Annotated in this window: 9 protein-coding genes; 2 read left to right on the top strand and 7 right to left on the bottom strand. The window is 48.6% G+C overall.

Going from position 1 to position 14,661, the window contains the following annotated elements:
* Together HMPREF0658_RS10640 and HMPREF0658_RS04465 are read left to right on the top strand one after the other, a co-directional pair.
* The coding region (locus tag HMPREF0658_RS10640; RefSeq protein ID WP_006948908.1) for a hypothetical protein at positions 1-1,760 on the top strand (1,760 nt) is incomplete at its 5' end.
* A 325-nt stretch (positions 1,761-2,085) separates the two neighbouring features.
* Positions 2,086-3,057 (top strand): DUF6261 family protein, encoded by a 972-nt coding sequence (locus HMPREF0658_RS04465; protein WP_006948909.1) that lies wholly within the window; start codon positions 2,086-2,088, stop codon positions 3,055-3,057.
* A 536-nt stretch (positions 3,058-3,593) separates the two neighbouring features.
* Here the strand turns inward: HMPREF0658_RS04465 and rho are convergent.
* The 7 genes from rho to lpxD form a co-directional block, all read right to left on the bottom strand.
* Complete coding sequence (gene rho / locus HMPREF0658_RS04470; RefSeq protein ID WP_006948912.1) at positions 3,594-5,573, bottom strand: transcription termination factor Rho; 1,980 nt, start codon at positions 5,571-5,573, stop codon at positions 3,594-3,596.
* 210 nt (positions 5,574-5,783) lie between these two features.
* Complete coding sequence (locus HMPREF0658_RS04475; protein WP_006948914.1) at positions 5,784-7,556, bottom strand: ATP-dependent DNA helicase; 1,773 nt, start codon at positions 7,554-7,556, stop codon at positions 5,784-5,786.
* An 84-nt stretch (positions 7,557-7,640) separates the two neighbouring features.
* A complete protein-coding gene (locus HMPREF0658_RS04480; RefSeq protein ID WP_006948915.1) occupies positions 7,641-10,154 on the bottom strand; it encodes a transglycosylase domain-containing protein in 2,514 nt (837 codons plus the stop codon).
* 55 nt (positions 10,155-10,209) lie between these two features.
* The gene (gene miaA / locus HMPREF0658_RS04485; RefSeq protein ID WP_006948916.1) at positions 10,210-11,106 is read right to left on the bottom strand and encodes a tRNA (adenosine(37)-N6)-dimethylallyltransferase MiaA; all 897 of its coding nucleotides are present in this window, start codon (positions 11,104-11,106) and stop codon (positions 10,210-10,212) included.
* A gap of 101 nt (positions 11,107-11,207) precedes the next feature.
* Positions 11,208-11,978 carry an acyl-ACP--UDP-N-acetylglucosamine O-acyltransferase gene (gene lpxA / locus HMPREF0658_RS04490; RefSeq protein WP_006948917.1) on the bottom strand — a complete coding sequence of 257 codons (771 nt, stop codon included), beginning with the start codon at positions 11,976-11,978 and terminating at the stop codon, positions 11,208-11,210.
* Between the two features lie 14 nt (positions 11,979-11,992).
* Positions 11,993-13,378: a bifunctional UDP-3-O-[3-hydroxymyristoyl] N-acetylglucosamine deacetylase/3-hydroxyacyl-ACP dehydratase gene (locus HMPREF0658_RS04495; RefSeq protein ID WP_024990964.1), complete on the bottom strand. Its 1,386-nt coding sequence runs from the start codon at positions 13,376-13,378 to the stop codon at positions 11,993-11,995.
* A gap of 23 nt (positions 13,379-13,401) precedes the next feature.
* Entirely contained in the window at positions 13,402-14,439 is a 1,038-nt protein-coding gene (gene lpxD / locus HMPREF0658_RS04500; RefSeq protein ID WP_006948919.1) for a UDP-3-O-(3-hydroxymyristoyl)glucosamine N-acyltransferase, read from the bottom strand.
* Between the last annotated feature and the right edge of the window lie 222 nt (positions 14,440-14,661).

A 14,661-nucleotide genomic window follows, 5' to 3' on the forward strand; every position in this document is an offset into this window, starting at 1 on the left:
CGATGGAGATGAAAATGAATTTGAATAAAAACAGAACAATGAAAATGAAAACGACATTATTTAGCCTTTGCCTTGCAATAGGAGCACTTGCAATCACAGCATGCAGCAAAGAGGATAACAACGACAGAGAGGAAGAAGCCACGTTTCAGGCCGTGCAGTTCTGCATGGCGGAAGAGGGATTCGGCACAGAAACCGAACTCACCCGAGCCTCTTCGATACCATCAGCACCTGCTCTGTCTGAGGTGGGCGATTGCGAAGCAGAAACCACACTTGAGAGCGAACCGGCAGAGAAGCCGACAGCAGCTACCCGCGGCGTAACCACCCCCACGCACTACACCATCCGCGCCTACCTCGGAGGTGTGTTGTATAGAGAGATAAAAGGCACATTCACTGCCACAGATTTTACACCCGACGCCGGCTCATCTAACAGTATGGAGTTGCATAGAAACCGCACCTACGACATTCTTTGCTTCAATGACCAAGTAACGCCCGTTGGCGATAAACTCGAAGTTGTTTTGGCTAATGCTGCTACCGCACGCATCGGTCGGCAGCAAATCACTTTGGGTAATACCGATCAAAACATATATCTTTCCTCCAAGCATGTGGGCGTACGCGTACGCTCCCATATTGTGGCAAAAAAGGATATTCCGACAGCCCTCACCGCCACGCTCCAAGGCAGCAACATTCCGCAACGAGTGTCTTATAATCCCGCAGATGGCACCTACACCACCGTTGCCACCGGTGCGCTTGCCACGCCGGCCATCACCTCTCCCGCCAGTACGCAAGCAAAGTTTACAGCCTCCAACTACGGGCAGACCTATGCTTACACCTCTACGGCTACGAACTATTACTACGTGCTTCCCACGACCGACAGCAAAGACCTGAAACTGAATTTCACCGGCGGAAAAATCTTTTGGAACCCACTCACCGGCTCCACATCGGGACTGACCAAGACAAGCCGGCCGCTTACGGCCAACGCCAGTTACCGCATTGCGGTGAAGATGAAACCCGCCTTTATCTATCTGATGAGCAACGGGCATACCGGTACTTTCCGGCAAACTCGCTTTGGCGGAGGCGATCAAACGCCCATCGCTCTCGTGATTGATCCCGGCCTACATCTCGCCATTGGGTTGAAAGATGCTCATAGAGGCCCCGTGTTCTGGTGTACAAATATCCCTTCCGGTGGCGTTTGGGGAAGTTATACAAGAATGCAGTGTAATACGCATGCAGCAACAACGCTGCAAGAAGCATTCTCTACCTTGGCTGCAAGCGGTAGAGATGAAACATGGAATGCCGCTTTCAGTGCAAGTGCTCCGCTAATGACTCCTATTGGTGTGAAGGCCACAAATCCTTATTTTCCTGCTTTCAATATTGCGGCACAATATAATCCCGGCGGAGGCTACACGGGACCAACCGCTTTGCAGTGGTTTCTTCCGTCTGTCAGCGACTGGAAGCGATGGACAGCGTGGGCTTGCTTCGATTGGAATGTTCAGATTGTATCAAATGGTGCAGGTTGGGACACAATGTGGTATAAAAACTTGATAGAAAGCGGTTTGACGCAAGTGGGAGGAGGAGGATTTCGCCCCAGTGGAAATACTATGTATCAAACAAGTACAGAGTATAACGATGGGTCTAATACGTCTCGCTATTTTTATATGGCAGGTCCTGCGGGGAATGCTATAATGTTCTCAGACTATAAATACGGAGGACAGAAAAATTTGCCTACCATTCAAGCTATTCGCTCTTTTGTGATCTATTAGAACTTCAGAAGATGCAAAAAGTGAGAATAAGTGGCTTGCAAAGGCATTTACAAGTGAAAAAATACGTCTGCAAGCCACTTGTTGGGACGCTGCAAACGTGAAATGTGCTAACAAGCCACTTGTTGGGCTGCTGCAAACGTGAAATGCGCCAGCAAGCCACTTGTTGGGTCGCTGCAAACGTGAAATGCGCCTGCAAGCCACTTGTTGGGCTGCTGCAAAAATGAAATGTGCCTGCAAGCCACTTGTTGGGTCGCTGCAAAAGTGAAATGACCAACAAGCCGCTTGCTACGAACATAAATATTCATCATTTAAAATCACAACCACTATGTCATTACAACAAAAAACAAAAATCGGAGACCACGGTGCTTCATTCAACAACGTGCTCCACATGCAGTATCACCGCGCGATGTACACGCAGGTGACGGCAGTAGACAAACAGAAACTCCACCTGACGGACGAGCTGCTCAAAGAGTGGAAGCGATGCATCGACATGGAAGAGGAAATCAACCGCGCGGTGGTGGCCTCTCTGCTCTCGAAGCGGCTGAATGAGAAAGACGGCGAGCGCGACGACACACTCTCATTTCTCTTTGGCGTGATTCAGCACCACAAGTATTCGGCCGACCCCACCGAGCGCGGTGCCGCCGAGGCATTAGGCATGATTATCAAGCCCTATAAAGGGATTCAAAGGGAACCCCTCGAAGAGGAATCCGGTCATATCTATGGGCTGCTCCACGACCTCGAAAAGCAACCGGCCGAACTCATGGCACTCAGCCTCGACGCAACCCTCACGCGACTGCGCACGCTCAACGACGAGTTCGCCAAACTGTTTCTCCAGCGGCGCCAAGATGTGGTAGCCTCGAAGCTGCCCACTTCGCGTGTGGCACGTCAGCAGACAGATGCCGTATGGGACAAAATCGCCGGCCTCATCTATGCCTCGCAGCAACTGTCTGCCACCGATGCCGACCGCGCGCTCATCACGACGCTTATCGACAACCTCAATCAAACGTTCGCCGACTACAGAACGATGAATAAACAGAGCATCGTGCCGAAGAAGAAAGATAAGGACGGGAAAGATAAAAAGCCGTCGGACGGCGACAAGAAGCCGGGCGATGACAAGGATAAGAAACCATCAGAGGGAGATAAAAAGCCGGGCGATGGTGGCAAGAAACCGGATGGCGGCGATAAAAAGCCAAGTGACGACGGTAAGAAGCCGGACGACGGTGGCGGTAAAAATCCGGGCGGCGGCAGTGCCGGCCCTATACCCTCCGACCCTCTTCCGATGGTGCCGAAGGAGTAAGGCAGCCCCGCATGCCTATAAGAAACTATTTTTTGCATAATACATAGAGTGGTACGCGTCGCGATGACGCGTACCACTCGCTTTTTAATGATTGGAAAGGCAAGTGCTGTGGACATCAAGCGGGGTTGCCGCTTTTTAGGACGATGCCTTTGTAAAAGGAAACCTCGGAGAGGTGACAGAACACAGGCAGGGGTGAAGCCCCTGATAAGCATGCGCAAAAAGAAAAAGCCCCAAAGGGGCGACGGAATAGCAACATATCCGTTATCATTCCGTCACTCCTCCGGAGTTTTGATGGGGGATGCTTTTATACAGGGGTTACGCTATCGCTTCACCACTTGCCTAAGGTCTTCCGCCCCTTTGGGGTTTACAATCCGAATAACCTTATCCCGAACTCACGTATAAATTGCTTGATTACATACAACAGAGTGGTACGCGTCGTGATGACGCGTACCACTCGCTTTTTTATTGAGATCTCGATGCCGGCTGGCATGATATCGAACGTGAAGCCCTGCGGGGCAAGCATTTTCTTCACATGGTCAGGAATTCATTGTAAGCAGGAATTCCTCGTTGCTCTCGGTGCGCTGCATGCGTCCATGAATCTCGTTCATGGCTTCAATGGGATTCATGTCGGCAATAAACTTGCGCAGAATCCACATGCGATCGAGTGTAGTCTTATCTTGCAACAAGTCGTCGCGGCGCGTGCTCGATGCCACCAGATTGACGGCAGGGAAGATGCGCTTGTTGCTGAGCGAACGGTCGAGCTGCAATTCCATGTTGCCCGTGCCTTTGAATTCTTCAAAGATGACCTCGTCCATTTTGCTACCGGTATCAATCAATGCCGTGGCAATGATGGTGAGCGACCCTCCGCCCTCGATGTTGCGCGCTGCACCGAAGAATCGTTTGGGTTTTTGCAGTGCGTTGGCATCCACACCGCCTGTGAGAATCTTTCCGCTGGCCGGAGCCACTGTATTGTAGGCACGTGCCAAGCGGGTGATGGAGTCGAGGAAGATAACCACGTCGTGGCCGCATTCGACCATGCGTTTGGCTTTTTCCAACACGATACCGGCAATCTTCACGTGGCGTTCGGCAGGTTCGTCAAACGTTGAGGCGATGACTTCGGCATTCACCGTGCGCGCCATGTCGGTCACTTCCTCGGGACGTTCATCGATGAGCAACATCATCAGGTACGCCTCGGGATGGTTGGCGGCAATGGCATTGGCAATGTCTTTCATCAAAATGGTCTTACCCGTCTTGGGCTGGGCGACGATGAGTGCACGCTGTCCTTTTCCGATGGGCGAGAAGAGATCTACCACGCGTGTCGAAAGGTTGGTGGTGCGACGGTCGCCGCAGAGTGTAAACTTTTCATCGGGGAAAAGAGGTGTCAGATGCTCAAAGGGGATGCGGTCGCGTATGTCGGCCGGCATGCGTCCGTTGATTTTATCGATGCTCGTAAGGGGGAAATACTTCTCTCCATCGTGGGGCGGACGCACATGGCAGTCTACCACATCGCCCGTTTTCAATCCGAACTGCTTGATTTGTTGCACGGAGACATAGATGTCGTCGGGCGAAGAGAGATAGTTGAAATCGCTGGAGCGTAGGAATCCGTAGCCATCGGGCATTACTTCGAGCACGCCGTTGGCTGCGATGAGGTCGGCGAAATCAAAAGTATCTGTCTCGCCTACGGGCATTTGCTGATAGGCGGGCGTGAGGTTTTGCATGGGTAGCGTAGGATTGTCGAACATGTCGTAGTTGGGCAGTGCCGCCTGATCTTCTATCGGCAAATCCACCACGGTGATGAAATCGGTTCCATCGTTAGGATCGCCTGCCCATACGCCATTGGCAACAGGCTCGGTGGCATCGTCTAACACGCTGTTATGCGCCTGCACTTTGGCTTGCAATTGTGCCAGCAAATCATTGTCGGGTTCATCTGCCGCCATGGCTTCCGCCGGTTCAAACGATGCTTCGGGTACAATCTGTTCAGCCATCTCCTCGGCCGGTGCCGGCAGTTCGGGTGCCTCGGCCGGTTCGCTTGTCGGCGTCTCTACTGTTGGTTCTTCCTTTGTTGTCGGCTGCTCGGAACTTTCTGCTTCCGATTCGGCAGTTGCTGTCGGAGTTTCTTCCACGGATGCTTTCGGTTTACGTCCGCGACGCTTCGGGGCTGCCTTCACGGCCGGTTCTTTCTCCTCTGTAGCTTCAGATTCTACGGCTTCTACCGGCACATCCTTAAACAATGAAGGCGTTTCGGCCGTCGTTTTGTTTTTCTTTGTATCGAAGTTCTCCCCGTCTGTTCCGTTCACGGTATATACACGGTCGGTGGTATCCTTCTTCGCGATTCGTGTACGACGCCGTTTGGTTCCCAACGGATTTTTGTTGCCTTCAACTACTGCCTGCTTGTCGAGAATGGCATAAACGAGTTCTTCTTGTCCTGACTTGGCATTGAAATCGGCGCCAAGGTCTTTTGCAATATCTTCCAACTCGGAGATATTTTTTGATAATAGTTCGTCTTTACTATACATATATAAAATTGTATATGAAAAATTTGTCTGTGTGAATGTGTTTCACGGACGGAAACACTTGTTGTATGAAAATTATGCTGCAAAGGTAACAAAAAGAATTGATACTGCTGTCCTTTTATCCTACTTTTTGCAGACTATACGTTTCAAAAGGTTTTGCGGACAGCAAAGATAAGTAGAATCATTTTCTATGATAAGATATCGATTGCTTGTCTACTTCTTGCGTTGCTTCATGCCTGCTTCTCGCTCAGGAGAGAGTTTCCGCAACCGTCGAATGGGTTCCGGTGCCGTGGGATAGAGTGTAAGTGCTTTCTTGTAGTTAGCAATGGCAGCGGCCGTCATACCCTCTGTCTCACATTCTTTACCTAAGAGTGTGTATTCGGCGGCCAACTCTTTCAGAAAGGTTTCATGCTTTTGTTGCTCTTCGCGCAGACGCTCATTCTCCTCGCGCAAGCGATGGATGACGCTCAGTTTGCGACGGATAAGACGCTTGGCGGCAGGCTTTTCTATGTCATAGCGACTATGGATAGCCTTGAAGAAATGGTCGATAAAAGCATCGAAATCACCTTTATCAAAAGAGGTAGCGGCATCGTGGTACTCCCTGTCTGCTTTCGATTCTTCCAATGCGGTATTGATAGTGTGGCGGTCGTTGTAGGAGCGCGCGAAATGAAGTATTTCGGGACGCACGAAAATCTCGCTGCGTCGGATAGGGTCTTTGAGGCTAATGCCTTCCAAGGAAGTGCAACGGCTCAATGCCACATAGGTTTGTCCGCCGGCAAATACTCCTCCCGTGAAGTCGATATGCACATTGCGGAAAGTGAGTCCCTGACTTTTGTGCACGGTGATAGCCCATGCCAATCGAATTGGGAATTGTACATAGGTGCCTATTTCCTCCTCTTCGATCTTCTGCTCCCGTTCGTTGAAAGTGTAACGCATGTTGCTCCATTTTTCTTGCTCTACATCGAAGTCTCGTCCGTCTTCGGTTCTGATGTAGAGTTTGCCATCATCGTTACTGATGCCGATGATGGTACCGAGCGTTCCGTTGACCCATCGCCGCTCTTTATCGTTTTTGATGAAGATGATTTGCGCGCCCGTTTTCAGGTCGAGACGGATGGGGGTGGGCAGACTGTTTTCGGGGAACTCACCCTCGATGATTCCGTAAAATACAGTCGGTTCGCCAGGGAGCAGGCCGAGCTGTTGGCTGTTGATGTAGTCTACCGTATCGCGTCGGGTAGAAAGTGTGATAGCGAGTTTGTCGTCAGAGGTGTCGAGTTCGGCTCCTACTCTGCTGTTGAGCCGTGCCAAATTTGGCGTGTCGATGCCCCCATCACGTATCTGGTCGAGAATGTGAATAAAAGTAGGATCGGTCTGCCGGTATATCTTCTTCAGCTCAATGCTCACGAGCTGTATCTCGCGAAACACATGGGCATCGAAGAAAAAGCCAGAGGGGTAGAACGGGCGGAGCAGCTGCCGGTCTTCTTCTCTTATCACGGGTTCCAATTGATAGACATCTCCTACAAGCAACAATTGCTTGCCACCGAAAGGCTCGCGTATGTTTCGCGAGTAAATACGCAACACTTTGTCGATGAAGTCGATGATGTCTGCCCGCACCATGGAAATCTCGTCGATAATGATGAGTTCGAGTTCTCGAATCAATTGACGCTTCTCTCCGCTGTACTTCAACGTGTCTTTGATATGGTGCGGACTGTATCGCATGTCGTTGGGCAGCAGAGGATGGAACGGAATCTTAAAGAAGCTGTGCAGCGTAGAACCTCCCGCATTGATGGCAGCAATACCGGTCGGCGCAAGAATCACGTGTTTCTTCTTCGTCGTAGCGGCAATGTGGCGCAGAAAAGTAGACTTTCCCGTCCCGGCCTTTCCCGTGAGAAAGAGCGACCGATGAGTGAATCGGATCAGCTGCAGTGCGTCTGCCAGCTCAACATTATCAAGGTCAATGGGTTCTATGACTGATGAGAGATTGTCCATATTATATTTTGAAACGGAAGACACGGAGCACTGCAGGTGTTATCGGTCTGCCGGCTCCGTGTCTCCCCATAGTTTGCTATATTGTTATAGGTCGTCCAGATTTACCTTTTGCTCATCCGGTTTCTTACGTTTCTTCTCTTTGGCAGACTTTGCCTCTGTGGGATTACGGGCTGGTGTAGTGCTGCCATCGGCATCGGTCTGCTCTACCACGGATATGCCGTTGTCGTCTAAGATGACTTCACCTTCGGAGGAAGCCGAAAGACTGTCGATGGCTGTTGTGTCTCTGCGTGCCTGCGGTCTGTAACTGTCGCAGATATACATCCCTCGCGTGATGTCCTCATCTTTCGGTCGGTCAAACTTCCCGTGATAATCTCTAAATGCAGGGTCTTTGAAAACCGCTTGCAGAAAATAGCCGCAGATAGGAAGTGCAGTCCGACTGCCTTGCCCTAACGCGCCGGTACGGAAGTGGATACTTCGGTATTCGCCACCTACCCACGCGCCGACAACGAGCTTCGGACTTACGCCCATGAACCACGCATCGGAATGGTTGTTGGAGGTGCCGGTCTTGCCGCCAAATTCCGTATCTCGAAACTCTCCCACATAACCCCACAGGCTCTGCGAGGTTCCGCCGGGTTCACGCATTCCTCCTTGCAGGAGTTGCTGCATCAGGAAAGCACTTTTGTAAGGTATCACCTGACGCTCTTCGTTCGGACCGACATATACTTCATGCCCGTCCTTGTCTACGATACGTGTCACTAACACCGGCTCGTGCATCTTACCATTGTTGGCCACCGTACAATAAGCATCTGTCAGCTCAAGGAGGTTGACATCGGAAGACCCTAATGCCAACGAGGGTGTTTCGTCCAAAGGACTCTTGATACCCATTTCGTGAGCTGTTTTGATAATGTTACGGATGCCCATCTCTTGTCCGAGTCTCACAGCAACAGAATTGATACTGCGGGCAAAAGCACTCTTCAATGGCATAGAATCACCCGAAAAAGAACCGTTGGCGTTAGAAGGTGTCCACGTTACATCCTGCTTTTTAAACTTGTCATACACCTGCATAGAGATGTATTCATCACGCCGTTTATCGCAAGGGGTAAGCCCTTGATTCATCGCCTCAGTATAAACAAAAAGTTTAAACGTAGACCCGGGCTGTCGCATGGCCGTCACTTTGTCGTATTTCCATGAATTGAAATCAATGTCACCCACCCATGCCTTTACCGCACCGCTCTGCGGTTCCATCGCCACAAAGGCACAGTGCATGAATCGCACCATATAACGGATAGAATCCATCGTGGACATTTCTTTCTCTATCACTCCTTTTTCATAGTCGAAGAGCTTCACCTTGTGGGGCTGATTGAGATAGAATTGAATGGAATCGGGGCTGTTGGGGAATCGTGCCAACAGGTTTTTGTACACCGGTTGCTTCTGCACAATATCTTCAATGAAGTGGGGTATCACCTTGTGACTTTCGTCTTGCCACGGTTCTTGTCCTGCCCAATGACTGTTGAAGTTACGTTGCACTTGCCTCATCTGCTTGATAGCAGCTTGTTCGGCATACTTCTGCAAACGCGTATCGATGGTCGTATATATCTTCAAACCACTGCTGTAGAGGTCGTAACCGTTATCTCTGCACCAATCTTTCAGGTATTCTGCCACCGCTTCACGGAAGTATTTGGCTTGTCCGTCGTAATTACTCTCCACGTTATAGTTCAGCCGAAGCGGTGTCTGAACAAGCGAATCGCACTCGGCTTTCGTCAAATCGCCGTGAGAAAGCATTTGCCTCAACACCGTATTGCGCCGCTTCAAACTGTTTTCCGGATTGGAAATAGGATTATAATAGGTAGTGGCTTTGAGCATACCTACCAGCACTGCGGCCTGTTCGGTCGTGAGTTGCGCCGGCGTTGTATTGAAATACGTTTTACAGGCGGTCTTGATGCCAAAGGAATTGGAACCAAAATCTACTGTATTTGCATACATCGTGATGATTTCTTTCTTATCATACACGGCTTCGAGCTTGCAGGCGATAATCCATTCCTTACTCTTCATAATGAGCATTCGTATGCCCGGAATATATCCGAGCAGGCCGGTAGAATATTGCGTGCGAACCCTGAACATATTCTTGGCCAGTTGCTGCGTGATGGTAGATGCTCCGCGGGCATCGTGATGCAAAATAGCATCCTTCATTGCAGCAAACATTCCCTGTGGGTCAATGCCGAAATGCTTGTAGAAACGTTCGTCTTCTGTGTCTACAAGGGCTCTCCAAAAGGCTGGATTCACCTCTTCATACTTCACGGGAGTTCTGTTCTCATTGAAATACTTGCCAATCAACACACCATCCGCACTATATATTTCAGAGGCTTGATTAGTGGTAGGATTCATAATCTTGGAAAACCCGGGCGACTTGCCAAACAACCACAGAAAGTTGATGTCTACCGCACCAAGGTAGAGAAACAAGGCTACCAATAACGATGCAAAGGCCACTCCTGTCTTCACATACCACGGTCGCCCCTTATAAAGCGACTTGTACCAAGGCCAAAAAGCACGGCATTTAGCCAAGAACTTATCCCAATAGGGTCTTATCTTTTCTATCATATTATAATGGGATTTGGTTTCTTTGTGATTACAAAAATATGAAATGAATGATATTTTACGATAACTCGTCTATATATTTTATGATTTCTTCAACATCATCGGGATTAAACCATCGGATGGTATCATCGCGTTTAAACCATGTCAATTGCTTTCTGCAATACCTACGGGTAGCTGATTGTATCTTAGCAACAGCCTCTTCCATTGTCGTTACACCGTCGAAATACTCGAAAAGCTCTTTGTAACCCACCGTATTCAGGGCATTCAAATGCCTATAAAGAAAGTTTCTACGTGCTTCTTCCACAAGTCCCTGCTTCATCATCTTCAACACGCGTTCGTTGATACGACGGTAAAGCACTTCACGTTCACGGTTCAGCCCAATCTTCACAATACGGAACGGACGTTGTTTCTTTTCGTTTTTGCGGTAAGAAGAATACGGCTTTCCCGTAATATGACATATCTCTAACGCATGAACCACTCGCCTCGGATTATTTCTGTCTACCTCTTTATAATGCTCGGGGTCTAATTTTCGCAACTCCTCTGCCAAGGCCGACAGTCCCTCTTCCTTAAGTCTCTGCTTCATCCATGTCCGTGTAGTATCGTCTACAGTAGGCAGTTCGTCTATCCCGTGGCAAACAGCATCGATATACATCATGCTCCCGCCGCTCATCAGAGCAAAGCGATGGGTCTCGAACAGTTTATCAAGCAGTGTCAGCACATCTTCCTCAAACATCGAGGCATTATAGTAATCGGAAAGTTGCTTGCATGCTGTAAGGTAATGCTTCACGCGTTGTCGCTGTGCAACAGTAGGTGCAGCGGTACCGATGGGCAATTCTTTGAAAAGCTGACGGGAATCTGCATTGATGATAGGTACACCCAAATGTTCCGCCACTTGAAGGCTTAACTCGGTTTTACCCACGCCCGTCGGCCCCAAGATAACGATGAGTGTATTCATCTGTTGTTATCGAATTAAATCCCTACAACATCAATCACAGAATAAAGCAAAACCGACTTATCATGCTAACAAACAGAATTTCACGCCCTATAAAAGCATGATTATCGGATAATTCCTCTGTTAGAAGACTCGACAAAATCTATGATATACTTTATTTCTTTCGTGATTTTCAACTGTCGCTTTATCTCTTCTATACCCTCAGCCAGCACTCCTTTTGAGTACAAAAGCCGATAAGCCGTGTGTATCAGCTCAATGGTTTCATTGTCAAAACCCTTTCTGCGAAGTCCTACCAAATTGATACCTGCATATCGTATGGGGTCTTTTCCGGCCGTAATATAAGGTGGAATGTCCTGACTGAAACGGCTTCCGCCTTGTATCATGACATAGCCGCCAATGTGACAGAACTGATGACAAAGCACGGCTGCACTGATAATGGCATAATCATCGACTGTTACCTCGCCGGCAAACTTCGTGGAATTGCCGACGATAACATTGGAACCGATAATACAATCGTGAGCCACATGCATATTCTCCATCAGCAGATTGTTGCTGCCCACCAAGGTGGAACCCTTGGAAGCTGTACCTCTGGATATGGTCACGCTCTCACGTATGCTGTTGTTATCTCCTATTTCACACAACGTTTCTTCACCTCTGAACTTCAAATCCTGTGGCTTCGTAGAGATACTTGCCCCGGGGAAGAACTCATTATTACTGCCGATACGCGCCCCGAAATGAATGGTGACACTATTCTGCAACACGTTATTGTCGCCTATCACCGTATTACGGTCTATATAACAGAAAGGGCCTATCACATTGTTGTCACCCAATTCCGCTTCAGGATGAATGTAAGCCAACGGGCTAATTTGATTCATACGTAGTCTGTATTTTACTTATTCTTTACGATTTGCGCCGTAAATGTGGCTTCGGAAACCACCTTGTCGCCCACAAACACATAGCCTTTCATGGATGAAACGCCGTGTCTGACAGGTGCAAGCAGTTCTACTTTGAAGAGCAAGGTATCTCCCGGCACCACTTTCTGACGGAATTTCACGTCGTCTATCTTCATAAAATAGGTAGACCAACGCTCCGGCTCCTCTAAAGTGTTCAGCACCAATAAGCCACCACATTGCGCCATAGCCTCTATTTGCAAAACGCCGGGCATCACCGGTTCCTGCGGGAAGTGCCCTTGAAAGAAGGGTTCATTGCTCGTTACGTTCTTTACGCCCACAATACTTGTAGCGCCTACGGCCGTAATCTTATCGACCAATTGCATCGGATAGCGATGAGGAAGCAGTTCGCGGATGCGGTTTACATCCATCACGGGTTCCTCATTAGGGTCATAAATCGGAGCTTGTATCTCGTGTTTCTTTATTTCGCGACGCAGCAGACGTGCAAACTTATTATTAATGGTGTGACCCGGGCGAGTGGCAACGATGCGCCCTTTAATAGGCTTTCCTATCAGTGCCATGTCACCAATGACATCCAACAACTTATGGCGGGTACACTCGTTTTCCCAAACCAACGGCTTATGCTGGATATAACCCAACTTAGTAGCATCCATATGGGGCACTTTTAATAGGTCGGCCAGCTGGTCTAAACGCTCCTGAGAGGTTTCTCTCTCGTAGATAACAATGGCATTGTCCATATCGCCTCCTTTGATGAGATTGGCTTTCAGCAAAGGCTCTATATCACGAACAAAAACAAACGTACGGGCGGCAGATATTTCCTTAGAAAAATCCGACATGGCATCGAGTGTTGCAAACTGACTGTTCACAAACTTGGAGTCAAACGAACACATGGCTGTGATACTGAAATCTTCTTCGGGGAAGATAGTGATGCACGAGCCACTTTCCTCATCTTTCACTTCTATTTTCTTGCGAATGATGTAAAAGTCCTTGGGAACAGACTGCTCCACGATGCCCACTTCGTTGATTTTCTCTACATAAAGAGCGGCAGAACCGTCGAGTATCGGAAATTCGGGACCGTTTACCTGTATGAAGCAGTTATCGATTCCAAGTGCATAAAGGGCAGCAAGACCATGTTCAACGGTAGACACCCGTACCTCTCCCTTTGCCAATACGGTGCCTCGCTGCGTATCTACCACGTTCTCGGCAATGGCTTCAATAATGGGTTGTTCTTCTAAATCGATGCGTTGTATCTTATATCCTGTATTCTCAGGGGCAGGATTGAATGTAACGGTAAGACTCAAACCGGTGTGCAATCCCTTACCGCACAGGGAGAAACTGCCTTTCAGTGTCTTCTGTTTCAACATTTCTGTCATTATATCTCTTTTTATTATTTCTTCTCTCTTCGCAGTTCGTCTACCTCACGTTGCAAGTCATTGAGTTGCCGGTACAACTCCGGTAATCTACGGAAAATAGCTTGCGACTTGAAATAGCCTTTGGGTTCCATCGGCGGTGTGCCGATAAGCGACTGATTGTCTTTCAGGTTTCCCGGCACACCTGATTGTGCTCCAAGGAAAACTTTGTCGCCTATCGTGAGATGACCGGCAAGCCCCACCTGACCGCCAAACATGCACCAACGACCGATTTTTGTAGAACCGGCCACGCCAACTTGTGCCGACATGACCGTATTTTCACCCACATCGGTATTATGGGCTATCTGTACGAGATTGTCTAACTTCACCCCTTTACGTATGTAAGTACTGCCCATTGTAGAACGGTCGATACAGGTATTAGCGCCAATCTCCACATTGTCTTCAATTGTTACTATGCCTATCTGCGGTATTTTGTCGTAGCCCTCGGCATTGGGGGCGAATCCGAAGCCATCAGCACCTATCACCGCACCGGCATGAAGAGTCACATGATTGCCTAAACGGCAGTCATGATAAACAGTAACATGGGGATAAATCAAGCAACCATTGCCTATTTTCACGTTGTCACCAATGGTTACATGGGGATAAATCTGACAGCCATCACCTATCTCCACATGCTCGCCGATATAGGCAAAGGCACCGATATAGGCATCTTTTCCCACCTTTGCATCAGGCGAAATGAAAGCCAACGGGTGGATACCGGTCTTCTTGGGGCGTGTCGATTCATAAAGCTGCAACAATTGGGCTACAGCCTCGTAAGCATTCTTTACCCGAATCAGTGTGGCATGTGTGGGTCTTTCGAGCTTCACATTCTCGTCGATAAGCACAATGCTCGACTGCGTTTCGTAAATGTAATGTGTATATTTAGGATTTGATAAGAAAGAAATAGCACCCGACACCCCTTCTTCTATCTTAGCAAAGGTATGGACGGATGCATGCTCATCTCCTTCTATTCTGCCTTGTATGTATTCGGCTATTTGTTTTGCAGTAAATTCCATTTCAACCTAATCAGTTGCATTATTTCTGCAAATATAACAAAATAAATTCATATACGGGGGAAACGCTCTTAAATATTTTTGTTTTTTGCGTTTTATACTTGCTGAAAGAGCATATGACTTCCAATTAACGAGAACAAAAAACCTTGTTCCCGACCAATCGAAAGCTGTACAACAATGAGGAAAAAGAGGCATATTGTCAAAAAAGGTGATAACTTTTCACAA

This window comes from Hoylesella marshii DSM 16973 = JCM 13450, from assembly GCF_000146675.1.
Lineage (GTDB): Bacteria > Bacteroidota > Bacteroidia > Bacteroidales > Bacteroidaceae > Prevotella > Prevotella marshii.